This window comes from Acetobacterium malicum subsp. dehalogenans DSM 11527 (genome assembly GCF_000472665.1).
GTDB lineage: Bacteria > Bacillota > Clostridia > Eubacteriales > Eubacteriaceae > Acetobacterium > Acetobacterium malicum.
Map to the genome: position 1 here is coordinate 26,641 of NZ_AXAC01000015.1, position 25,195 is coordinate 51,835.

19 protein-coding genes are annotated in these 25,195 nt (G+C 44.7%); 1 reads left to right on the top strand and 18 read right to left on the bottom strand.

Annotation, left to right across the window (positions count from 1 at the left end; translation table 11 throughout):
• Nucleotide 1 precedes the first annotated feature (1 nt).
• The 11 genes from A3KS_RS0107075 to A3KS_RS0107125 form a co-directional block, all read right to left on the bottom strand.
• Nucleotides 2-1,006 (bottom strand): permease, encoded by a 1,005-nt coding sequence (locus A3KS_RS0107075; protein WP_026394319.1) that lies wholly within the window; start codon nt 1,004-1,006, stop codon nt 2-4.
• A gap of 26 nt (nt 1,007-1,032) precedes the next feature.
• Complete coding sequence (locus A3KS_RS0107080; RefSeq protein WP_026394320.1) at nt 1,033-1,392, bottom strand: ArsR/SmtB family transcription factor; 360 nt, start codon at nt 1,390-1,392, stop codon at nt 1,033-1,035.
• Nucleotides 1,393-1,613: 221 nt separating this feature from the next.
• The gene (locus A3KS_RS22490; protein WP_051355727.1) at nt 1,614-2,447 is read right to left on the bottom strand and encodes an HD-GYP domain-containing protein; all 834 of its coding nucleotides are present in this window, start codon (nt 2,445-2,447) and stop codon (nt 1,614-1,616) included.
• 20 nt (nt 2,448-2,467) lie between these two features.
• On the bottom strand, nt 2,468-2,872 hold the full coding sequence (locus A3KS_RS0107090; protein WP_026394321.1) for a response regulator: 405 nt from the start codon (nt 2,870-2,872) through the stop codon (nt 2,468-2,470).
• A 57-nt stretch (nt 2,873-2,929) separates the two neighbouring features.
• Nucleotides 2,930-5,986: a PAS domain-containing hybrid sensor histidine kinase/response regulator gene (locus tag A3KS_RS0107095; RefSeq protein WP_051355728.1), complete on the bottom strand. Its 3,057-nt coding sequence runs from the start codon at nt 5,984-5,986 to the stop codon at nt 2,930-2,932.
• Nucleotides 5,987-6,044: 58 nt separating this feature from the next.
• Nucleotides 6,045-6,515, bottom strand: coding sequence for a chemotaxis protein CheD (locus A3KS_RS0107100; protein ID WP_026394323.1), 471 nt, complete (start codon nt 6,513-6,515; stop codon nt 6,045-6,047).
• Nucleotides 6,516-6,523: 8 nt separating this feature from the next.
• Complete coding sequence (gene cheB / locus A3KS_RS0107105; protein WP_026394324.1) at nt 6,524-7,573, bottom strand: chemotaxis-specific protein-glutamate methyltransferase CheB; 1,050 nt, start codon at nt 7,571-7,573, stop codon at nt 6,524-6,526.
• A 168-nt stretch (nt 7,574-7,741) separates the two neighbouring features.
• Nucleotides 7,742-9,418 carry a methyl-accepting chemotaxis protein gene (locus A3KS_RS0107110; protein WP_026394325.1) on the bottom strand — a complete coding sequence of 559 codons (1,677 nt, stop codon included), beginning with the start codon at nt 9,416-9,418 and terminating at the stop codon, nt 7,742-7,744.
• Nucleotides 9,419-9,465: 47 nt separating this feature from the next.
• On the bottom strand, nt 9,466-9,972 hold the full coding sequence (locus tag A3KS_RS0107115; RefSeq protein WP_051355729.1) for a chemotaxis protein CheW: 507 nt from the start codon (nt 9,970-9,972) through the stop codon (nt 9,466-9,468).
• A gap of 17 nt (nt 9,973-9,989) precedes the next feature.
• The gene (locus A3KS_RS0107120) at nt 9,990-12,068 is read right to left on the bottom strand and encodes a chemotaxis protein CheA (RefSeq protein ID WP_026394327.1); all 2,079 of its coding nucleotides are present in this window, start codon (nt 12,066-12,068) and stop codon (nt 9,990-9,992) included.
• A gap of 17 nt (nt 12,069-12,085) precedes the next feature.
• Nucleotides 12,086-12,676, bottom strand: coding sequence for a TetR/AcrR family transcriptional regulator (locus tag A3KS_RS0107125; protein WP_026394328.1), 591 nt, complete (start codon nt 12,674-12,676; stop codon nt 12,086-12,088).
• Between the two features lie 253 nt (nt 12,677-12,929).
• On the opposite strand from A3KS_RS0107125, the gene A3KS_RS0107130 reads away from it, so the two are divergent.
• Complete coding sequence (locus tag A3KS_RS0107130) at nt 12,930-14,552, top strand: NAD(P)/FAD-dependent oxidoreductase (protein WP_026394329.1); 1,623 nt, start codon at nt 12,930-12,932, stop codon at nt 14,550-14,552.
• 146 nt (nt 14,553-14,698) lie between these two features.
• On the opposite strand, the gene A3KS_RS0107135 is transcribed toward A3KS_RS0107130, so the two are convergent.
• From A3KS_RS0107135 to A3KS_RS0107165, 7 genes are all read right to left on the bottom strand, one after another.
• Nucleotides 14,699-15,166: a flavodoxin family protein gene (locus A3KS_RS0107135; protein ID WP_026394330.1), complete on the bottom strand. Its 468-nt coding sequence runs from the start codon at nt 15,164-15,166 to the stop codon at nt 14,699-14,701.
• A 260-nt stretch (nt 15,167-15,426) separates the two neighbouring features.
• Nucleotides 15,427-17,565 (bottom strand): clostripain-related cysteine peptidase, encoded by a 2,139-nt coding sequence (locus tag A3KS_RS20475; protein ID WP_051355730.1) that lies wholly within the window; start codon nt 17,563-17,565, stop codon nt 15,427-15,429.
• A gap of 258 nt (nt 17,566-17,823) precedes the next feature.
• Entirely contained in the window at nt 17,824-19,494 is a 1,671-nt protein-coding gene (locus A3KS_RS0107145) for a formate--tetrahydrofolate ligase (RefSeq protein ID WP_026394331.1), read from the bottom strand.
• 561 nt (nt 19,495-20,055) lie between these two features.
• Complete coding sequence (locus tag A3KS_RS0107150; RefSeq protein ID WP_026394332.1) at nt 20,056-21,414, bottom strand: MFS transporter; 1,359 nt, start codon at nt 21,412-21,414, stop codon at nt 20,056-20,058.
• A 155-nt stretch (nt 21,415-21,569) separates the two neighbouring features.
• Complete coding sequence (locus A3KS_RS0107155) at nt 21,570-22,550, bottom strand: uroporphyrinogen decarboxylase family protein (RefSeq protein WP_026394333.1); 981 nt, start codon at nt 22,548-22,550, stop codon at nt 21,570-21,572.
• A gap of 12 nt (nt 22,551-22,562) precedes the next feature.
• Nucleotides 22,563-23,192, bottom strand: a complete 630-nt coding sequence (locus A3KS_RS0107160; RefSeq protein WP_026394334.1) for a corrinoid protein — start codon at nt 23,190-23,192, stop codon at nt 22,563-22,565.
• Between the two features lie 81 nt (nt 23,193-23,273).
• Nucleotides 23,274-24,650 (bottom strand): MFS transporter, encoded by a 1,377-nt coding sequence (locus tag A3KS_RS0107165; protein WP_026394335.1) that lies wholly within the window; start codon nt 24,648-24,650, stop codon nt 23,274-23,276.
• Between the last annotated feature and the right edge of the window lie 545 nt (nt 24,651-25,195).

The window sequence follows — 25,195 nt, forward strand, 5'->3', positions numbered from 1 at the left end:
CTTACAAGAATAGATAACTAAAAGCATTAAAACTATAACCGATAATCAAAATTCCGGCCGTAACGATTCCCACAAAAATAACCAGCAATTTGGTTTTAACCACTTTTTTAAGCATAATTATCGATGGTAGCGACAATGCCGTAACTGCCATCATAAAGGCCAAGACGGTGCCAAGGCCAGCGCCTTTTGAAACCAACGCTTCAGCGATAGGGAGCGTCCCAAAGATATCAGCATACATCGGAATCCCGACTAACGTTGCAATCAGCACCGAGTACCACTTATCTTCTCCCAGCACCGCTGAGATAATATCTTCCGGTATCCAATTATGAATCACGGCTCCAATTCCTACACCAATTAAGACATATAGCCACACTTTTCTGACAATTTCTAGAACCTGGTCTTTTGCAAAACCCATGCGATCGCGTGTGGTCAAGGTTTCCTGATCCATTTCAACGATTTTGTTACTATAAACAAAGGGCTCCACGTAATCTTCAAGCTTAGCTTTACCGATGATCGTCCCGCCGAGGACCGCCAGGATCAGACCGACAATAACATAGGCAATGGCAATTTGCCAGTTAAAAATGCTGGCTAGTAAAATTACTGAAGCCAGATCCACCAGGGGCGATGAAATCAAAAATGAAAAGGTTACGCCGATAGGTAATCCGGCACTGGTAAAGCCGATAAAAAGCGGGATCGATGAACAAGAACAAAATGGTGTGATGGTCCCCAGCAACGCCCCTAATATATTGGCGGTAATACCGTTAAAACCACCTAGAATTTTACGAGTTCGTTCCGGTGGGAAAAAGCTTTGAATATAGGAAATCATAAAAATCAAAACTGATAAAAGGATAAATATTTTAATGACATCGTAAATGAAAAAATGAATACTCCCTCCCAGTCGATCCTGGGTGCTCAGACCAAATACATTTTGCACCAGTTGAGCGACTAAATAGCTGAGCCACTCCATTTTTAACAACTGATTATTTAACCATTCAAATATAAACATAAGATCATCTCCTAACTTTTTTAAATTTACAATTGGATCGCATGATGGTTACAGCATTGATCCAATAGTTTTTGATTATCAATATTTTTGTTTTGATCAATAATAAGCTGCGGATAAACCGCAATATTATCTATTATATCTTTTACTATATGGTTCAAAATCTCATTATCAGTCTTTATCTTATAAAAAATAAATTTCTCTCTCCGTTGCGAAGTAACAAGATTTAGTTCCTTTAACTTTGTCAGGTTTTTTGAAATGTTGGGCTGAGAAACATCTAAAATATAACTGAGTTCACAAACACACAACTCAGTCTGGGCAAGCAGAACAATAATTCGAAGCCTTGTCTCATCTGACAGGATTTTAAATATATTGATGAGTGGTTTCATCTGATACTCCTTTCACATTTACAGGTAGAACCTGTTCGTTAATCATATACTTATGTAAGCATATGATTATATTATACCTGCTATTCCTTCTTGTCAAGCTATTTATAAAAATCCTTCACCCTGGTGAGTCGCGAAGATACAGTGCAATAAAAAAGCAGCCTTCTCTGGATAATGTCCCAGATATAGCTGCCGATAGAATTTTATATTTTTCGCCCCAGTTCTTATGACGCCTTAAAATCATAAACCGGGATATTATTCAGAAAATGAAGCAATACCCGATTATCCAGCTGGCTCCGCCCTTGATGATTGAGATAGTCAATGGCTTCCAGAGCAGTTTTCCCTTTTTTATAAATCCGATTGGTGGTCATGGCATCATAGACATCAGCGACTGCAATGATTTTTGGTAAAAGGCCCACGTAATCATCGGTGGCGCACAGCGGATAACCTTTGGCGTCAATCCGCTCGTGATGAAACAGGACCGCTCGTTTAACCTCCAGATTGAAGGCACTGAATTCATTGAGTAGCGAATAGCCGTAAAGGGGATGTAACTGAATAATTTCATATTCCTGCTCGGTTAAGGGCCCGGGCTTATTTAAGATTGCCTCGGGAATATAGATCTTCCCGATATCATGCAAAAAACCGGCCTGGGTGGCATTGATGATGTCCTGTTCTGCCAAACCCATCCACATGGCGATAAACATCGCATAAAAGGCGGTGTTGACACTATGAGTAAAGGTGTACTCATCCATTTTTTTGATCTGATCCAGAGCTCTAAGAATGATCGGATTGCCTTCGATGCTTTCATACATATGGGCCAGAAACTGGGTTACATGAGTATAGGTGTACTGTTCCTGAAACAACACGTTGCTCAGGTTGTTTTTCAGTTCCACCAACATCTTGCGGTTGAGCTGTTCGGTCATGCTTTCGTTAAGATCACACAGATAATGAGACAGCGAATATCCCGTTTTTCCCCGTTTACTATCGTGATGCATTGTTTGACCAGCAGGCTGTTCAAACCGTGTATAATTATTAATGTGATCTTCTAAAACTCCCATTTTTCTACCCCATTTTAGTTTTACTGATCGACTTTGATCACGCCCAATTTATTCATGACTTCAACCAGTTTATCGGTATCCACCGGTTTAGCGGCATAGGCTTCACAACCCAGATCAAAGGCAGTATTGACAAACTCGGTATCGGCCAGAGCGGTGATGATAATAATTTTCACCTTATTTTCGGCCAGGATTCCCCGTTGTACTTCAAAATCCCGGATCGCTTTGAGTACTTTGACCCCATCCACTTTGGGCATCATAATATCCAGGCAGATCAGATCGTAGGGGTCTTCTTCTTTAATGGCAATGAGGTAGGCATCCAGGGCCTCCATTCCATCCACCACAATATCACACTCTCCATATTGGGCTAAAAATTTCCCTAAAAAACGTCGGCTTACCATGTCATCTTCCACAATTAATATTTTCATTATCATTCCAACCTTTCGTTTGCTGTACTATTTTTCTGGCCATTTTATTTGTTGTAATTATACTGTTTTTTTGTACACCGAGTAAATATGATTCAGTTGATCAACCTTTTCGGCCGCTACTTCAAAATTACCCCGTCTGATGTCCAACTCGATTTTAAAGGCAACAACCTTTAAGTCTTCAATATCCAGAGCAATCGCAAGTTTCTTGATCCGATTCGCCAATTTTTCGAAATCTTCCAGCTTTCCTGCTGCTACTTGATCGTTTAACGCATTGATCAATTCAGCCAGTTGTTCTTCCTTTTCCTGATCATAAATCTTTCCGATCAAACCATCGGATGTGTTTTTTTCCTTAATAATGATTTCCCCATTGACGTCAATGTGCATTTCAAAATCACCGGACGTTCTTGCCTCTTCTTTACGACTGATGCATTTTTCAATCTCAGCGACCAGTTTTTCCACTTTAATGGGCTTGGAGATGTAGCCATCCATTCCCTGTGACATAAATTTTTCCCGGTCCCCATGGAGAGCATAGGCTGTAATTGCCAGAACCGGCGTATCCTGATTGATTGCGCGGATTCGTTTAGTCGCTTCAATCCCATCCATTTCCGGCATTTGAATATCCATCAGAATAATATCGTAGTTATTTTGTCGGACCATTTCCACAGCCTCATAGCCATTACCGGCAATATCGACACCATAACCGCATTCGTTGAGCATTCGGGAAATAACCAATTGATTGACCTTATCATCCTCAGTTAACAAAACTTTATACTGCTGATTGATTTTAAAATAGTCTGGATGTTTTTCCAGTTGGTCGTCTTCGGCCGACCCCGGCTCAAAGGCGAGCTGGAAATAGAAACGGCTACCAACGCCTTCGATGCTTTCAACCCATATTTTTCCGCCCATCAGTTCCACCAATTGTCTGGTAATGGCAAGTCCCAAACCAGTGCCGCCAAATCGCCGGGTAAAGGAACCATCTACCTGACTAAAGCTTTCAAAAATCCGCTGCCGATTTTCTTCGGCAATGCCAATGCCAGTATCTTCAACAACAAAGAGCAACTCAACCCGTTTGTCGGTTACGGCCAGGCTTTTAACCTTGATCCAGACCTCACCGATATCGGTAAATTTGATCGCGTTGCTGATCAGGTTGTTGAGGATCTGCTGGATCCGATGGAAATCGCCCATGACATATTGGGGCACTGCAGCTGAAAAAGCATAGTTGAGTTCAATTCCCTTGCCAGCCGCCACTGGGGACTGGGCTTTAATCGTGTGTTCCACCAGTGCTTTGATATCACAATTTTTCTTTCTGATTTCCAGTTTTCCGGCTTCCATTTTCGAGAAATCAAGGATATCATTGATCACATTGAGCAGCGCATTGACGCAGGTTTTGATGATTTTGATGTTCTCCTGCTGTTCCTGATTTAAGTTGGATAAACGCATTAAATTGACCATCCCCACAATCCCATTTAGCGGGGTTCTGATCTCATGACTCATATTGGCCAAAAATTCACTTTTGGCCTGATTAGCTGTTTCCGCTTCTTCTTTGGCCAATTTTAAGGCCTGTTCCACGGCCAACCGCTCACTGATATCGCGGACAATGGTAATGGCCACTTTTTTTTCATTCAAATAACAATGGCTGCATAAAACTTCAACGGGCAGTGTCGATCCATCCTTCCGTTTGGCCATGGTCTTAATTGCAACTTGATTTTTTTCCAGCAACTCATGACAATAATTCTGTCCTACCTCAGGTGAATCAATCAATTTAAAAACCGGATCCGTAAATCCAAAAAATTCCTCATACGAGTAGTTAAACATATCTCCGGCGGTTTGATTTACTTCAATCAATCGCCCATGACATCCGTCCTCATTGGTTTCCTGAACAAAAATAGCATCTGACGAATTATGAAAGACCTGACGAAACTTTTCTTCACTGTCGATGAGGGCATTTTCAGAATTTTTCCGTTCGGAAATATCCCGGACAATGCAGATAATTACCCGTTTTTCATTGATTTTTGTGGTTTTCGCACTAACCTCAACAGGAAACGGGGTTCCGTCTTTGCGCTTATGGATGGTCTCAAAAAAGACCCCATCCTTATCACCATGTTTCATTTCTTCAATCGCCACGGATTTTCCACCCTCGATCAAATCAAAAATTGAAAGCTCCAGTAACTCCCCGCGTTTGTATCCATAGAGCTGGACGGCCGCATTATTGGCATCGATTATTTTACCGCTGATCTCCACAAAAACAATCGTGTCCCGGACCTTTTCAGCCAGCATTTTATAACGGATCAATCCTTCTTCCAGACTTTTGCGATCAGTAATATCAATCCCAATACCGATATAACCGCCGTAACTTCCGTCTACCTCAAAGGATGGGCTGTAGATCCCTTCAATCCAGCGATAATTGCCACTGGCATGGCGAATTCGATACTGAATACTGAAGGATCTTTTGCTGTGAAAAGCTTTATTTTTCATTTGCATATAGAACTTCCGGTCTTCAGGATGGATCAGATCCAGCCATTTTATCCCCAAATAATCTTCATTCTGTTTGCCAGTGAACAAGGACCAGCTGCGGTTAAAATAAACAACGTTTCCTTCCAGATCGGTCTTCCAGATCAGGGTCGGAAAGTTTTCGAACATCCGGTAATAATAATCCCGGGACTGTTCCAGGGAGAGCTCTCTGTTTTTTCGCTCCGTAATATCCACAAAGGTTACCACGGCATTTCTTTGATGCTCCCGAAGCAGGGGCGCAATACTGACCCTGAACCAATAATCACTTTCTTCATCATCAACAAAAATACTTTTTTTAAATTCTATTTTAATTGGTTCTGCTTCTGATTCCAGGACCTTTGAAAAAGCGTTTCGCAGCTCACAGAACTCACAGCTCGGGTCAAAACCGCAACCCAGTTTGTTTAACCGGCTACTTTTACACTGAACCGCATCACCAAACTGCCTGCCAATAAAATCTGCTCTTTTTCGGTTGAAATAATTCAGCAATGGATCATTGACTTTGGTGACTTTGGCCTCTTCATCCAACACTACCACACCTACTGATATGGCATTAAACTCCTGAATGAAATTATCTTCCGTATCCAATCGCTCCTCCTTTGACATTTCATCCTCCCTTTTTTCATTTTATCCGGTAGTTTTAAGTGCTCTGATCGATTGGCAGTCAGATGATCATATTCTGATGCCAGATGTTAATATCGCCGCTGGCTACTTCCAGCTCAATGGTACGGCTGACTTTTTCGCCAGTTTCAGCATAGTGAATGCCTAAATTCATATCTGTTAGAATCTTTTTTGTGATTTCCAGGTTGTGCCGACCGACGTTAAAGGTATCGTTCTGCCGCATCGATTCAGCCCCACCAAAAATACGGATCACCAGTTCTTTTTTCAAACATCCAAATTCGCTGGAAAACTGATGAATAAAATAAGGCAACCCTGTAGTGGCATAATAGCAATGGCGGTCGACAGCATCTTCCATCCGGGCTGGTCGAGGCAGCGCAATATGAATGATACCCCCAACTTTTCGGATTGGTGAATAGGCCGTGATCCCCAGACATGAGCCTAAGGCAAATGTCTTAATAGTATCGTTACGATTATTGGAAATGGCCATTTCGCCGATTCCGATGATTTTTGTCATAGCTTCACCTATTCCTTTAGTGCTGAAAGTATGCAATGATGAATGTTTTCCAGAGCGGATTGAACTGCCACGGCCCCGATGTTATAGGCAACCTTGTTCATCCCATAGACCACCGAGGATGCCTCATCCTGGCCAATTGTGTGACCGCCGTGGCGCCGGATATCCAGAAGGCCTTTGGCCCCGTCATTGCCCATTCCTGTCAATAGCACCCCAATCGCCTGCGGGCCGGCTTCCCGAGCCACTGAATCAAAAAGCATATCCACCGAAGGACAATGGCCATTGACCTTTTCGCCGACAAACACTTCAACCCGATACTTGTGGCCGATCCGTTTTACCCGCATATGCTGATCGCCGGGGGCAATATATACCCTGCCCGGCTCCAGATAATCGCCGGATTGGGCTTCTTTACAACGTAAGGGAGTCTGGGTATCCAGCCGTTCAGCAAACATTTTTGAAAACACCGGCGGAATATGCTGAACAATCAGGATTCCAGGGCAATCCGGATGCAAATTTTTAAGGATCTGATAAATTGCTTCAGTTCCGCCTGTTGACGCACCAATGGCAATGAGTCGGTCGGTTGTTGGCTGCCTACTGACTGATGATTGCAGGACGTGCTTGTGTTCAGTCTTCTGGATGCCTGAATTTTTTTCTGACAGGATAACCCCGGTTTTGACGGCCAGCCGGATCTTTAGAGTCAGCTCAACTAAAAAATCCTCAACCGCTTTTACTGACCGGAGATGGGGTTTTTTTACAAAATCGAGAGCCCCGGCCTTTCTGGCTGCTGCACCGGCTTGGGTTTCGCCGATCATCACCACCGGCAATGAATATTGCGGCAATAGCCGTTCAATAAATTCAACACCATTCATTTTAGGCATTTCCTGATCACAGACAATCAGGTCCAGATCGTATTTGAGAATTTTGTCCCGGGCTTCAAAAGCATCCCCAGCGGTGGCAATGACCTGGATCTGCGGGTCAGCGGACAATTTTCGGGCCATCATTTCCCGAAAAGACTTGCTGTCATCGACGATGAGAACGCTGATCTGATTTTTCTTTTGCATTTTTTCTCATCCTTTCTACCCGCTTGAGAAATCTCTAGTGCCCATTCGTGTTCCGCCAATGGGTACTAATATCCGGTCCATTATCCGGTGATATAGAGCCCGTAAATCTTCAGTCATGTTTTGTCACGCAGGACACTGTTTTATGTATACCCATTTTTAAACTATTCTTTAATATTTTCCAAATTCGTTATCAGTCAAAGCAATTCGGGTCGGCTTTGACACCGGATTATTGGCTGTTTCTCTCTGGGCACCGCGGTTTTCTGGTGCTGATTCTTCGCCTCCCCGGTAGGTGTAACGGCTTTTTTTGAGACTAAACCGGGCTGCCTGTTCTCGTAACAGTTCCGCCTGACTGGACAGTTCTTCACTGGCGGCAGCACTTTCTTCGGAGGTAGCAGAATTCATTTGAACAACTTCAGAGACTTGCATAATACCCTGATTGATCTGGGAAATGCCAATGGCCTGTTCGTTGGAAGCTGAAGCAATATTTCCGACAATTTCTGAGACCTTAGCCACATCATCAACAATCTTATTGAGGGCGGTAGCGGTGGTGGTCGCAATTTTGGTGCCGTCGTCAACTTTTTTTATCGATCCTTCGATCATCCGGGTGGTTTCTTTCGCCGCATCAGCTGATCGGGCCGCCAGGTTTCTGACTTCTTCAGCGACCACCGCAAATCCTTTACCGTGCTGTCGGGCCCGAGCCGCTTCCACAGCTGCGTTCAAGGCCAGAATGTTGGTCTGGAAAGCAATCTCATCGATGACCTTGATGATTTTAGAAATATTGGCTGATGATTCATTGATTTCTTCCATCGATTCCAGCATCCGTTTCATTTCGTTATTACCCTGAACAGCATTGGTTCTGGTGAGTTCCGCCAGTTCATTGGCCTCGCTGGCGTTATCGGCATTGAGCCGGGTCTGAGATGAAATTTCCTCGATGGAGGCGGTCAGTTGTTCAATTGAGCTGGCCTGTTCGGTGGCACCCTGAGACAGACCCATACTGGAATCAGCAATCTGCTTGGAGCCAGCGGCCACCTGTTCAGCTGCCGAATCAATATTGGTCATGATTTCATTGATATGATCGGTCATTTTGACAAAGGCCAGACCCAGCTCACCAACTTCATCGCGACTGTCAATTTTAATCGTTACATCGAGATTGCCATTGGCAATTTCCTCAGCTGAATCGACCATTCGTCGCAAGGGTTTGCTGATCATATTAGCAACCGTCAATCCCAGTCCCACCGCCAGGGCAATTCCGACGACAATGAAAATGATCATCACCGTGCTCTGGGTTTTGAAGTTGGCAGTATTCTGGGCTAAGATCTCTTCCGAAAGTTTTGTATTGTAGTCTATTAATGCTTGCAGATCGTTATCAACCGTTGTTCGCGCCTGAGTAACAGCAGTGAGACCCGCCAGCGCCTCATCATATTTTTGCACTTTGACCAGTTCCAGATTGGCATTACGCAATTCTCGGTAAGTCACCAGGTTTTCGGTCAGGGTTGTATACATCGCTTTGTTTTCGTCATCCTGAATTGTTGCTTCATACTCTTTTAATAACGCATTATCACTTTCTACTGCCGCATTAATGGCATCGAGCCGGGTTTGCAGGGTGCCTGGATTGCGTTCATAAACGGCCAACAACTGGTTGGCCCGAATATCTTCCATTGCTGATTGAATACTGGCCAATTTTTGGGAGGGAACCAGGTTATTGTAATACATGTTTTCCGACTGGGTGTTAATGGTATTCATCGTATAGATACCAAACACCCCGACAACTCCGGTGACCACTGCCAGCAAGATAAAACAGGTGACCAGCTTTTGTTTTATTTTCAGGTTTTTAAAAAATTCCATTTTGTGTTTCCTCCATCAAAGTTTTTATTTTCTTACGCGTATACAAATCAGGCTTCCTGACTGTTCTTTTCCATTTCATCGTCTTCAAGCAGTTTCTGGCAGTCCAGAATTAACTTAACCGCTGTTCCGACTTTCCCGATCCCGCTGACAAATTGCCGGCTGTCGGTTTCATCAAGATCCGGATGAGGAACAATTTCTTCCTCGGGAATGGCCACGACCTCGGCCACTCCATCGACGATCAGTCCGACAGTGATATCTGATATTTCGACGACGATCACACAGGTTCGCTCGTCGTAGTCGCGACCGGGTTTCCCAAACCTGAGCCGCACATCCACCACCGGAATGATCTGTCCCCGGAGGCTCATAATTCCTTTGACATATACCGGCAGCTCCGGCACTTCAGTTATTTTCTGTATCCCGATTATTTCAGTGACATAAGTGATTTCCAGTCCATAGGCTTCATTATCCAGATTAAAGGTTAAATACTTTCCTTCTTCGCTTTCATCATCCTCTTCGAACTCCAATTCATCAAATTCATCAAACTCATCCACCATCGTTTCGCCCCCTTTCCTTAGTTTCTAAATCGTTTCTGAGCGATCAGCCCGTTGACATCCAGAATCAGGCTGATGTTGCCATCACCCAGCAGGGTGCAACCGGCCAGCCCATCAATTTTTTTCATCCGCTGAATATATTTCGGCAGGGTTTTAACCACAACCTGCTGTTCGCCCAATAATTCATCGGCAAAAAGACAGGTGGTTTTGGTTTCTCCTTCCAGCATAATTAAAATACCATCCTCAATCTGGGTTGCTCCGGTTTTAACTTTGTAATGCTCTTTGAGGCGCATGATCGGGTAGCACTGGCCCCTGATCATGATCATCTCATTTTCATCAGTATCCCGGAAGACCTCCTGCGACTTGGGAATAAACGATTCTTTGATGGACATAATCGGCAGCGTATAACAGCTTTCCCCGACCCGGATATTCATCCCTTCAATGATTGCCAGGGTCAGGGGAATTTTCAGGGTAATTGTGGTGCCCCGACCTTCGACACTTTCAACCAGAATATTGCCACCCACTGCTTCAATGTTTTTGGCGACCACATCCATACCAACGCCCCGGCCGGAAAACTCTGTCACTGCTTCCTTGGTCGAAAAGCCGGGCAAAAAAATCAGGTTGAACACCTCGGTGTCAGTCATATTGGCCGCTTCATCGCCAACTACTCCATTTTCCCGGGCTTTCTCCAGGATTCCAGTCCGACTCAAACCCTTGCCATCATCCCGAATGATGATTAACACTTCACCACCGGCGTTTTTGGCTTCCAGGGTTATGGTGCCAGCCCGAGGTTTACCCTGAAGAATCCGCGTCTCAGCCGCTTCAATCCCATGATCGGCCGAGTTCCTGACAATATGCATCAGCGGATCACCGATCTGCTCAATGATATTCTTATCGACCTCGGTTTCTTCACCAAGAATTTTCAAATTAATTTCTTTGCCCAGTTTTTTACTGATATCCCGGACAATCCGGTTCATCTTAAAAAAAGTCGGTCCCAGAGGAACCATCCGAATCGACATGACCATATCCTGGAGTTCATTGGTGATTTTTTTCAGCTGCCGGGCGGATTTACTGAAATTATCCAGCACCAGTCCCTTGAGATCTGGGTTCTGGGTGACCATCGCTTCTGAAATAACCATCTCACCGACCAGATTCATCAGTTTATCCAGCTTTTCCACACTGACCGAAATCATGCTCTGACTGTGGTTGCCATTGGCTACCGGGGTTTCTTTGGCTGAAGCCATTTCGATGGCCGGATTTTTAAGCTGGGGAACCATGATCGCTTCATCGGATACGAGGATACTCAGTTCTTCCCGGATTTCCAGAAGATCCTCTGTTTCAGTTATTTCGATCCGATCAATAAAGGCCATGGTGCGGAAAAAGGCTTCCAGTTTTTCCGGGGATTCCGAAGTTTTTATCTCCAGGATAAAACCATCCCGCTTGATGATCTCCACACAATCCAGGTCGTTAATAACATCCTCGGGAGTACTTTTGAAGGTTTCTGTGATTTCCTTCAGATTATGAACCACGGTGAAAGCCCGGATATTTTCCATCCCGCAGTTTTCTTCAAATTGAAGAATGACCTGATAGGTTTTTGGTTCACTGATTTTTGCCGTTTTGCTGGAGCTGATATAGTACTTTTCAGTTAACGGCTCATTATTAACCGCCTGAGAGTCAGTCAGCTTATTATTCTCTTTGAGGATTTTCAGATGATCTTTGATCCTGTCAATCAGTATTTCCGGGTTACCATCAGCTTCCATTCCATTTTTTATTTTTTCCAGTTCCAGTTTCATAAAGTCAATGCCTTCAAAGACCAGGTCTGAAAGGGTTGACACATCAATAAACTGCGGTTTTTCTTCCCGAATAAAGTAAAACATATCTTCGGTGGTATGAGCCACCACCGACATATTATTGATCAGCATCATCGCCGCCGAACTTTTGATAGTATGCATAATTCTGAATATTTCATTGATGGTTTCACTGGGATAACTGCCCAGGGCTTCAGTCTTAATCACTGACTGTTCCATTTGTTCCAATTGCTGGGACGTTTCAAAAATAAAAACTTCCTGCATTGGATCATTTATAAATTGCTCTGCCAATCGCGTTCCTCCTTATCTCAATTTTCCATAAAACCGCTTAGCAACATTTCAACCATCTCGGCGCTTTTTTCTTTGATCGAAAAACTGTATCTCGCCATTCGCCACTTCAGGCAGATTTCCTTGCTACCGCCGGTGAGAATATTTTCCAGCACCTCCGGATCCAGATTTGGGCGGACGATTCTCAGATCGATGGCTTCCTTTATGGTTTTGATAATAAAATCGGATCGTTTATAAATGATTGAACTGACTTTTTCCGACAGTTCCGGATCGCACATCAAGCTGTCATAAGCCTGAACCACCACGGTTATTTCGGGGTAGTTCTGATAATATTCGGCGTAGGCATTATAAAAATAACGAATCGCCTCCAACGGCGACAATTTCTTTTTTCGACAGGTTTCAATGATGGCATCATCATACTGCGAAAAATGATCTACCACTGCCAGCATAATATCGGTTTTAGTTTTAAAATGCCGAAACAGGGTTCCTTCGGAAACACCTTCCTGATTAGCAATCATTTTGGTGGATAAATTTTGAAGCCCCACGGCATTCATAGTTTGAATGGTTGAGACGATGATGCTTTCATGCCTTTTAATCAATGATTTTTGCACGTCGTTCCTCCTACCGGAGTGATCACTTACTCCTTTTTAAAAATTATACCCTTTTCAATTTAATTGTCAACTTTTATGTGACTTTTTAAGGTTTTTTTATGACGTTTTACAAATCTTTTACAGAACACTGCTCACCGGACGGGACCGATCTCCCATTGATTAAATGATTTATAACTGCTGCACCAAATTTTTTATACTTTTGACAAAACCATGTTATAATAATTTCTGTCAAATAACACCACAGGAGGATCTGATGATTCGAATTCCCAATCTCAAACTTGAAATCCAGAAGGCTAAAAGCAGTGCTGCTGAAAAAGAGGCCTTGAAGAACGTCATTCTGTCAAAGCTTAAAGTTAATCCCAAGGATCTGCTTGCCTTTACCATATTTAAAAAGTCCATTGATGCCCGCAAGAAAAATGCCATCGTCTATATCTATACGGTGGATGCCAGCCTTAAAAATGAGGCGGCGATTCTCAAAAAAGGCTGCAAATCCGGCCTTACTCCCAGTCCCGATTTATCCTATCACGCAGTGACACCAGGAAGCGCCACCCTCGATCTCAGGCCGGTGATTATCGGTATGGGACCCGCCGGTCTTTTTGCCGGCCTGATCCTGGCTCGAAATGGTTATGCCCCGATTATTCTGGAGCGGGGTGATGAGGTGACGATCCGGTCCGCTAAAATTGACACCTTCTGGCAAACGGGCGAGTTGGATCCGGAGAGCAATGTACAATTCGGTGAAGGTGGCGCCGGAACCTTTTCAGACGGTAAGCTGACCACCCTGATCAATGATCCCCGCTGCCGGAGTATTCTGGAAGCTTTTATTGAAGCTGGAGCCCCTGAGGAAATCCTTTATCTCAGCAAACCCCATATCGGCACCGATCTACTCCGGGAAACGGTACAGACGCTACGCCAAGAAATTATTAACAATGGCGGTGAGGTGCGGTTCCGGGCCCGAGTCACTGATTTTTTGATTCAAAATAATCAGCTAACCGGATTGATCATTAATGACTATGAAAAACTTGACTGCCGGGTAGCTTTACTGGGCATCGGTCACAGCGCCCGGGATACCTTTGCGACTCTTTATGATCGGGGCGTCACCATGACTCCAAAAGCCTTTTCCATTGGCGTCCGGATCGAACATCACCAGAGCCTGATCGACAGCGCCCAATACGGATCAGCTGCCGGCACTACGGGACTGGGGGCTGCCGATTATAAGCTTTCCTATCATTCCCCCAACGGCCGCTCAGCCTACACCTTCTGTATGTGCCCCGGGGGCTATGTGGTGGCCGCTGCTTCTGAAGCCAACGGGGTCGTCACCAATGGTATGAGTGAACACCGCCGGGATGGCGAAAATGCCAATGCCGCGCTGCTAGTTGGAGTTCAGCCTGAAGATTTCGGTGACGATCATCCCCTGGCCGGTGTGGCCTTTCAACGACAATGGGAAGCCCGGGCCTTTGCCCTGGGCGGCCGAAACTACCACGCCCCGGCCCAGCTGGTAGGCGATTTTCTGGCGGATCGGCCGAGTACTAACTGGGGCAGCGTCAAACCAACCTATACCCCGGGTCTTAACCTGACCGAGCTAAAAGACTGCCTGCCAGATTATGTGGTCGCCACCATGAAAGAAGCGCTGCTCCATTTTGATCAGAAGATCAAGGGCTTTGCCATGGCTGACAGTATTATGACCGGCGTTGAAACCCGGAGCTCCTCACCCATTCGGATTAACCGCAATAACGATCATGTCGCCAATATTTCCGGACTCTATCCAATGGGTGAAGGTGCCGGTTACGCCGGGGGAATTATGTCTTCGGCAGTAGACGGGGTTAAAACTGCCGAAAAAATTATTCAGCAATACGCCCGGTTCAGTTCTGAAAATTAAGTCTGTCCCATCGCTTCCGAACCATCTGGTTTTCTGAATATCGGCCCTTCTCGACACTCCCAAAAAAGCTCCTGAAGATTTTTCTTCAGGAGCTTTTTTAAAACAAGTTACTTTTTTTCTGATCGCTAACCCAATCCGAACTATTCTTAAACGGCTTTGAGGATTTCGGCAACTAAGCTGGCGATCTCTTCATCTCTTTTTTTATTCTTCCAGCTGACAATGAAGGATTTTTCGACCGTACCGCCTTTTAACGCAACCGCTGACTTGATCTGTCGGTTCGCCTTGGTTCCGCCGGTAAATTTGGATGCCAGCTGTTTGGTAACAAAACTGAAGACCCGTTTACCCTGAAGGGATGAAACTTGTTCAAGATATTCTTTCATTACCACCGCCAATGAGAAGGCCCAAACCGGACTGGCAAAAATTATCACATCATAGGGGGATACTTCCGGCTGATTGGTAAATACAATCGGAGGCTTAACCCCGGGATCATCACTTTCAGGAATAATCCGCTGAATTTCAACATCCAGACCCTTTTCTGCCAGGGCCATCCTCAGCCTGTCGGCGACTGAAAACGTATTGTTGGTTTTAGAAAATACAATAATACCAATCTTCATTTCTCGCTCTCCATTCTCTTTAGACAGCCCATGTTTCGAATACGAATAATACACTGCCCTTATTATCATTAATTATTCTCTTGTTGACACTAAGGTACCTCATTTTGTTATTTATTTCAAGTCTTTTCTGTTACTCCTACAAAAGATTTTTATCTGTTGGCAATTAATCCATAAAATCCACTGCAAAAAAAACAGCCTGAGACCTTTTTCTGATTTCAGGCTGTTGGTATTGATTCGTCTAATTCACTATCATTTTCTGATCATTGATTAAAGTAAATATCGCCATTGGCATCTACCGAGAATATTTCGAAATCGGTATAAAGGGAGCTGCCAAATATATCATCAATCTGGAAAGAATAGTAGTAGTCTCCCACCGCCAGCGGTTCTTCGTAGATCACCGGGTCATTATTAAAGGTGTAGGCGTCACCTTCGTAAATACCTTCTTCATCGGTTTTCATGCTATAGGAGTAATACATCGGGGTGATCAGATCGCCCTTTTTTAGCTTGATAATCTCTTTGGCCGATTGACCGGTGACCTCATCGATACCATCCCAGGCGCCGATAATGGTGATGACGTAATTGCCGTCACTGGCGAAATCAATTTTTATCCGCAAATTGGTTTCCACCCCATTCAGCATCACCGGTGAGGTGTAGATATTGTAGTTTTCACCCTGTTCGACAATATAGGTGGCCAGAGGCTGGCCATCAGGCAGGGACACCCAATAACCGCTGAAGTTATCTTCGAACTTTCCGGTATTCCAGTCAGCGGTAATATTATCGTCCAGCCCCAATTCAATCAGAGTTTCGCCGTCCCCGGCATCCAAAAACACGTCGCAGTAAACGGCATCGACATAGTCCAGCGTATCGGCGGAAATCGTAAAGCCGTACATCCCATTGGCATTGATGGCTGGCGCTGATGAAAATGAAACTGAACTCTCATCTTCACTGAAATTATATACTTCGGTGGGTTCCTGATCCAGTTCCGACCAGTAAGCAGATCCGCCTGCTTCATCATAGCTGCCACTCCAGTATAGCGAGTTTTCGCCAAACCAGTCGGTATCGCTGTAGCTTCCAAAATCGCCGTTGGTATCGCTGCCGTAGGCCATTTTATCGACAAAGGACATGTAGTAAGGACTGACACAGATATCTTTGAAAATTGACAATTCTTCGGAGCCCTGAATGGCTAAGGGGTAATAGATCGCCAAGCCGTGGGAATCGGCCTTATCGCTGCCGTTTTTCATATAGACGACGCAGTCCGCCAGGGCTGCCAAAGCTTGATCGGTACCGGCTATGTTACCGGTCATGTTTTTCAGCACCGAGCCCAGGTCGACCATATTGGTATAACCTTCGGATTTGCTGTTACCACCATAGTTTTCCGCCGATGTGATCCCCTTGACCATATTGGACAGGACCTCAGTTTTAGTGGTGGCACTGTACATTTCCCGGGCTACATCATTAAAAGCATAAACCAGTTCATCGATTTTAGACAGGTCGATGCAGGACAGGGTTGCTTCGTTCTGACTGTCAATGGCCACACAGGCGTCGTAGAAAGAATCCACCACGACCTTGCCCAGTTCAGCCCCGCTGGCACCCGGATTGCTGCCGATAAAGTTACCCATGGCGGTGTAATCCCAACCGTAGCCAGGTTCCAGCTCTTCGGATGCGACCATATAGCGGGCGTGGGGCGCCAGCATATTTCCGGTTTCCACGGTACCCATCAGACAGGCGTCAAAGCCGATAAATTCAAAGGCATCGGTCATCTTAGGATAAACCGAAGTCAGGGCATTTTCAACTTCCAGCAAGGACAGACTATCACTTTCGTTTTGCTCGTCAAAGCAGACGCCGGTAATACTACCGCCACCGTGATTCCAGAAAACCAGTCCCATTTTTTCGGCGGGATAGGCAGACACCCCCCAATCCAGAAACTCGGCCAGCGTCTCAGCACTGCCCATATTGGTAACATCTGCTTCTTCAATCTGTTCCATATTCTGATTTTCAATCACAAAGCGCTGGGTCAATGAATCATCGACCAGATCATTATCCCAGGCATTGGCACCACCAGTCTGAACCACAAATTTAATCTTGTCGGATTGGGTCGAATCAATCATTTCCTGTAAGTCCATGGTGGCCAGGCCGCTTTCACTCTCCAGATCCGAACCGCACATGTAAACAAAAATGGTCCAGGTGCCGGATGCGCCCATTTTTTTTGTTTCGGTTCGGCTCAGCCGCTGAATTTCCAGATCACCGCTGGAACTTACCTTCATGTCAGTACTCCGCGCCAGGGATGTATCCAGGCCACTGTTTTTGTGGGTACTGGTTGCGCCACTATCATCTGAGCAAGCTGTCAAAGACAGTACCATGGCAAAGACGATCAGAAACGCTGTCAATCTTTTTTTCATTTTCAACCTCCAGGTTAATATGGTTTTATTATCGATTTTATGCCTTAGCCATCAGCGGTCAAATTGGCACTATTTCGTAGTTGCTTCAAACGCTTTATCTGCAATCGATTTTTACATAATACTGCTTTATATTATACGCCACTGGAGTCGATTAGCAAACAAATTTCGCACCTAAAATCATTTTTTCGCGACCCTTTCACAAAAAAACGCAGACCCACAATAAAGCAGTCTGCGTTTTTAATCGTTATTTTAGAGTGATCAGGACAAACCGATGATTTCGCCGTCTTCGGTAATATCCATTCCATTGGCAGCCGGCACTTTGGGTAGACCCGGCATGGTCATAATGGCACCGGTGATTACGACCACAAATCCAGCTCCGGCCGATAGTCGTACTTCTTTGACATGGATATTGAAATCCTGAGGGGCTCCCAACAGAGTCTGATCATCGGAGAAGGAGTATTGGGTTTTTGCCATACAGACCGGCAGGTGATCAAATCCCAGGGCAACAATCTCGTCCAGTTGTTTTTTTGCTTCCGGTTCATATTCGACGCCATCCGCCCGGTAAATTTCGGTGGCAATAGTTTCGATTTTCTTTTCAATTGGCAGTTCCAGCGGGTATAGCGGTTGATATTGAGATTCACCCATATCACATAGTTTGACCACTTCGCGGGCAAGTTCTTCGCCGCCTTTGCCCCCCTGGGAAAAGACGTCTGAAAGGATCACCTTAACATTTTTATTTTCGCAGGCCTTTTTAACAGCAGCAAATTCTGCTTCGGTATCTGTCGGGAATTTATTCAGGGCGACGACTACGGGTACCTTGAATTTTTGCAGATTTTCCAGATGCTGGATCAGGTTGGCGCTGCCTGATTCCACGGCCGCCACGTTTTCGGTTGATAATTCGGTTTTAACCACCCCGCCGTTCATTTTTAAAGCCCGGACAGTAGCCACAATAACCACGGCATTGGGTTTAAGCTCGGCATAACGGCATTTGATATCAAAGAATTTTTCCGCGCCCAGATCGGCACCAAAACCAGCTTCGGTAACCACATAATCGGCCAGTTTCAAAGCCGTTCTGGTGGCCAGTACGGAGTTACAACCATGGGCGATATTGGCAAACGGACCGCCATGAATAAAAGCCGGGGTATTTTCCAGGGTCTGAACCAGATTCGGTTTGATAGCATCTTTAAGTAGCAGAGCCATGGCACCGGTGGCTTCAAGATCAGCGGCAGTCACTGCCTTGCCCTCGGTGTTATAAGCCACGATCATCCGGCCCAGTCGCTCTTTGAGATCAGTAAGACTGGAGGCCAGACAGAGAATCGCCATAATTTCTGATGCCACGGTGATGTCATAACCAGTTTCCCGTTCCACTCCATTGGCCCGGCTACCCTGACCGACGGTGATCATCCGCAGGGCCCGGTCATTCATGTCAACAACCCGGCGCCAGACAATCCGATCCAAATCAATGTTTAACAGATTTCCCTGGTGGAGGTGATTATCCAGCAGGGCCGCCAGCAAACTATGAGCCGAGGTAATGGCATGGAAGTCACCGGTAAAGTGAAGATTGATATCATCCATCGGAACGACCTGAGCGTAACCGCCGCCGGCAGCGCCACCCTTGACGCCAAAGCATGGTCCCAGTGAGGGTTCTCTCAAGGTGGTAATGGTTTTTTTGCCGATATAATTCAGGGCCATGGAAAGACCCACGTTGGTGGTGGTTTTTCCTTCACCGGCCGGGGTTGGGTTAATGGCGGTTACCAGAATCAGCTTGCCGTCTGGTTTGTCCTGGTTGTCTTTTAATACTGATAGGGACACCTTGGCTTTATGATTGCCATAAAGTTCCAGCTCATCTCCGGTAATCCCCAATTTTTCGGCCACCTGTGCAATCGGTTGCAATTTAGCTTCCTGTGCGATCTGTACATCTGTTTTCATCTTGTCTTTCTCCTTTTCAAAATAATTTCGTTATTCTCTGAGTTACCTTTTTAAATCTGAGCCAACACGCTACGGTTAATTTTTCACGAACATCCTGTGCACATGTATATACAGATTTTTCATAGCTTAACATCTTTTATTCTCGATGTCAATATTTTTCTATGTTGAGACAATTTATTATCTTTACTTGTTTGTTATTTCTCAAACAAAGTTTGATACTAGAAATATTTTGTTATATTTTTAACGTTCATCCTAGTTATGCTCGTATATTTTGGCCATTTTTTACACTTTTTCTTTTTTTACAAATCTTAACACTTATTTTCTGTAAACGTATAAAAAAAAGCCCTGAACAGCTTCACTGTTCAGAGCTCCTTAAAACCTATTCGTAAAATCGATTTTTTTATCATTCTGTTTTTGTCATTTTTATAACAAGAATATTGCAAAACGCTAATGTATTTTTTAGAACTGTCTATTTTACTCCGGCAATTTATAAAAGCACCTCGTTATAATTTAAAAAACAAAAACTTTTTTTATTTTTTTGTAAAAATTAAAGCGCTTTTTCTAGTTTTCTGCCGATGCTTTTTGGGCCGCCAGATCATTCTCCATGTCTTTGAGTTTTCGTGACAGGATCACAAAGACCACCAGACCAAAGATCATCACTAATGCCGGGTATAAACAAAACCCGTTTTTAATGGCTTGGATCAGTTCCGGGGTCGGGGTCATGTCGGCCACGTAACTGGCCGAAGCCAAAGCGGTGGTAATAATGACGCTTTTAATGAAGTTCCCAACTTTAATCGGGGTAGTCAGCAGGGCCATAATAAAACCACGGACATTTTTCCCGGTGCGCCATTCCCCGTAATCAACACAGGTGGCATACATTGCGACCACCAGCGCATCTGGCAAGCCGTAGCCAATAAAGGATATCAGCATGACGATTTTGAAAGCGGTGGCACTCATCGGCACCAGCCAGGTAATCAGCAAGCCGGCGATGAAGATGCATAAGGCCCCGACATAAGCCTTCCGCGGTCCGAATATTTTTGAGACGGTGGTCGCCAGGGTGGCCGAAACCAGCATGACGACGGTCAGACCGGTCATGAAAATAGCCATTCCCGGGAGATCATTGAGAACATATTTAAAATAGTAGAAGGCCAGACCCAGCACAACAAACTTGCCGACATAGCGGCCCAGATCGATTAACAGCAATCCGATCAGTGGTGGGTTATGGAATAACTCCTGGAGAATTTCCGGAATCGACATACTTTCTTTTTTCTGGGTTACCGGTACGGTTCCCCGGAACGCATATTCTTTTGTTAAAAAGAAGAATATCCAGTAACACAGGACCATAAACAGAGCAACCATAATAACTACTGTGGTGTAACCCAACGCCGGATCATTCAGGGCTTTGCTGATCTCCTGGATCGCTCTGACCCCGACATAGGAGAAGGTCAATGAGCCAAGGGCGTTGAAGATCCCGCGGTTGGCGGACATTTTAACCCGTTCGTCGACCCGGTCTGTCAGGGCGCTGTTCATGGCGATATGGGCGGAATAATAAACATCAAAAACCAGATGGCCAACGATAAAGCCAGCACAGGCGGTGATAGCATTGGTCATCGGATCGCCGATTTTGAGGAATTGGACCACATAGAGCACGGCGGCCACCGGCGGGCCAATCAGCAGCCACGACCGGAATTTACCCCACTTGAGATTGCTTTTTTGTAGGATGATCCCGGCCACCGGCACCCAGATCAGATCGAAGATACTGGTGATCATCAGAACTGACCCCGCCAGCGCCACCGGCATCTTGACGGCATCGGTCAGGAATGCCGAAAAAAACATCAATTCGACATAAATAAAAATCTGAAAGCCAAACGAAGGCAAACCATAGAGATAAATAACACTTTTCTTTAACTTATCGGCCATTTTTGATTCCTTTCCAAATTGAAGAAATCGTCCCCAAAAGCGGCGATTATTTATTGGAACTTTTTTCAGAAAATCCATTAATAATTCCCGCTGTTTCTGGGGACGAATCTGTGACTCCTTCCTTTGGGAAGATACGTCACTGGTGATTATTTAATTTAGAACAATTTCTCTGACATCTTGTCGATTTCTTTATTGATGGTTTCATAAACACCCGGGAATGAGTCAATTGGTAAACCCGAGGTCTGTGATGGGATAAAATGCAGTTTGCCATTTTCCTGACAGGTTTTTTCAACATACTCAGCCACGATTTCCGGGGTCCAGGTTGGGAAATCCACCAGGCCGCTGTGAATACCACCCATAAAGGTAATTTTTTCGCCGTATTGCTTGATCAGTTCCGGAATGTTATTGGTGTTCATAACTCCCTGCCAGATATCAATGCCCATTTCGATCATCGATGGCACCAGATTAGCGGCATAACTGTCACTGTGATGGATGATCAGTTCGACACCGTTTTCCTTATAATAGCCATAAATTTTCTTATAGGCCGGTTCAAAGAATTCTTCAAACATAGCTGGTGAAATAAAGGAGTTAATCTGGCTGCCCCAGTCATCATGATGAAAAACCGCGTCGGGATGAAGATGCTTGATAAACTCTTTGGCCAGACGCAGTTCAAAATCGACCAGGTAGTCAATCAGTTCATGCATCGCTTCTGGTTCTTCATAATAGGCCATTAACGCCTCTTCCATGCTCATCAGATAATGAACGTGTTCGAACAATCCCGGTGCCACAAACACCGTAACGTACTGATCATTCCGATCAACCGCATTGGCATCAGCAACGGCCGTCGCCCAGGCTTCATCAGGATAATCAAGATTGGGAGCTTTAACATAATCCCGCCATTTGGTAATATCCTTGATGACAATGTGCTCCTTGTCATGAACCGGGAATGAACCTAACTGCCCTTCCGGCCAGCTCAGAGTAACTCCCCATTCATTAACGATCGACCCACCCACTGGTGGTTTTAAACGGGTAATCGGAGTTTTCATCATTAACGCAAACGCTTCATATTGTTTGACAAAGCGATCCGGATTACCACCCTTCATCACTTCCACTAAATTCTGTCTTTTTGTTAACATTTTTCTCTCCTTTTACGCTGTTGCCAGTTCTTTAGCTTTAACGGCCGCACTTCCGGCATCCGGGGCGTATCCGTCAGCACCAACTTCAGCTGCGTATTCTGGTGTTACCGGAGCGCCGCCAACAATAACTTTCATATCCGGATAAGCTGCTTTAATGGTTTGAACGGCTTCTTTTAAGGCTGGCATGGTCGTGGTCAGCAGACCAGAACAGGCCACCAGTTTGACATTGGTGTTATCTTTAACGGCCTGAACAAAGGTATCGGCCGGAACATCCACACCGAGGTCAACCATATCAAAACCGGCACTTTCGATCATCATCGAAACCAGATTTTTACCGATGTCATGAAGATCGCCGGCCACCGTACCGATAACACAGGTACCCAGTGAGGCAGAGCCGTCGCCAGCCATCAGTGGTTTTAAAACTTCCACGCCCTTAGACATGGCTTTGGCGGCGATCAGCATTTCTGGGACAAAAATTTCGCCGGATGAGAATTTTTCCCCCACCACGCCCATGGAATCGACCATTGCCTGAAGAATTTCGCCTGGGGCACTACCTTCATCCAGGGCCTCCTGGACCAGTCCGGGGACCAGTTTTGACTTTCCAGCTTCGACCTTTGCTTTGACTTCTTCAATTTTTGACATAATTTTCTCCTTATTATCTTTATGAATTCAGCATTTCATACCGGAGCGGTGTGTGTGCAACGCTCCGGTTCAAAATAAGATTTATTCCAATGGTGCCTGTCGTCGTTCAGCGACTTCTTTACTCATTTCAGCCATTCTTTTTGGTGTTAAGGTATACAATCCAAACATTAACACGAGTCCGATAACCATGATGATCGCAGGATATAAAGCGATCCCGTTTTTAATCGCCTGAACTAATTCTGGAGTTACGGCCATATCGGCGACGTAACCAACTGAACCAAGAACCGCGGCAATGATAACCGAACGGACAAAGACGGAAATTTTAATTGGAAAACTGATCAGTGACATAATGAACCCACGGGCATTTTTGCCGGTTTTCCACTCACCATAATCAACCGTTGCAGAGTACATGGCAACACCCAGAGAATCTGGCAAACCATAACCAATGTAAGCAACGAACATAATAATTTTGAAAGCAGTAGCTTCAAGTGGCATGAACCATACCAGCAGTAAGCCGACAACTAACAGACTGAGAGCCAACATGTAGGTTGTTTTTTCACCCAATCGTTTGGCAATTGGTGCCGCAATCATGGCGGCAAAGAAGCTGGAAATTGTTAATCCAGTCATGAACAGTGCCAGTCCGGGTAAATCATTGATGACATATTTAAAGTAATAAAACGCCATTCCGAAAATAATGAAGCGCCCTAAATATCGCCCCAGTTCCACCAGCATCAAGCCAATCAGTGGCGGATTGACAATAATCTGTTTGAACATTTCACCAACTGACATCTTTTCGGCTGGTTTGCCGGCCTGCGCTTCGCAGCCGTTTTGAGCATAGTCTTTAGTGAGGATAAAATAAATGATATTACAAGTGATCATAATACCACCGGTGATGGCGGCCATAATAGTATAACCTAAAACCGGGCTACCAACGCCGGCACCAATGGCGGCAATGGCTTTTACGCCAAAGTAAGAAAATACCAGCGCCCCAGCAGCATTGAACATCCCCCGGTTACTGGCCATGGAGATTCGTTCTTCCCGGACCGTGGTCAGGGCGTTGTTCATCGAAATATGGGCGGCATAAAAAGTATTCCAGACCAGATGACTGACAACAAAACCGATAAAAATGATAACGGCACTGATCTCTGCAGCTCCGCCAAGTTGCGAAAACTGGAGAATATAAAAGAGTGCCGCAACGGGTGGACCAACCAGCAGCCATGAACGGTATTTACCCCATTTCATGTTGCTTTTTTCTAAAATGACCCCGGCGGTGGGTACTGCCAAAATATCAGCAATACTGGTTGCCAGCAAGATGGTGCTAACTAATGCCAGTGGTATTTTGGCAAAATCAGTAAGGAAAGCTGCGAAAAACATAACTTCGATATTGACCATAGTCTGAAATCCAAATGATGGCAATCCGTAAAGATTAATGGCAGACTTTTTTAATGGCTTGTTCATAATTCTTACTCCTTCTTAGTTTAATACTTAATAACAATAACAAGATAACAATGACAATTCCTTCTTAAATGACTGTCCGCAGTTCATACCTGAACAGTCAGTCCCCATATTCCGACAATTAACGCTTGTTTAATTTATCCAGTCGTTCCTACTCCCGGGATTTATTTTGCACTGTGCTTTCAGTTTAGCGTGCAATCCTTTCGATAATGCCTTTCTTCATTATTAAAACACCCCCAGGGAGGCCCTAAAGATTCTCTGACTCCTTGTGCTTTTCGTAAACCGTAAATAAAATTGTAATTACTATTGCTTTTTCAACATCATTGTACTTGTATTCATTAAGACTGTCAATGGTTTTTTTAGTAAATTTTAACATTTAATCTATTTGCAATGGTTCTGTACTCGTTTACTTTTTATTTTTATTTGATAATTTATGTTTTTTTTGTTATCCCCCCAGTTATTAATCCTGCTGTTCCGTCATCCATCAATTACTGATTATTATCTTTTTCATTTTTTTACAAAATATGTCCACTCAATTTTTGCGCAAT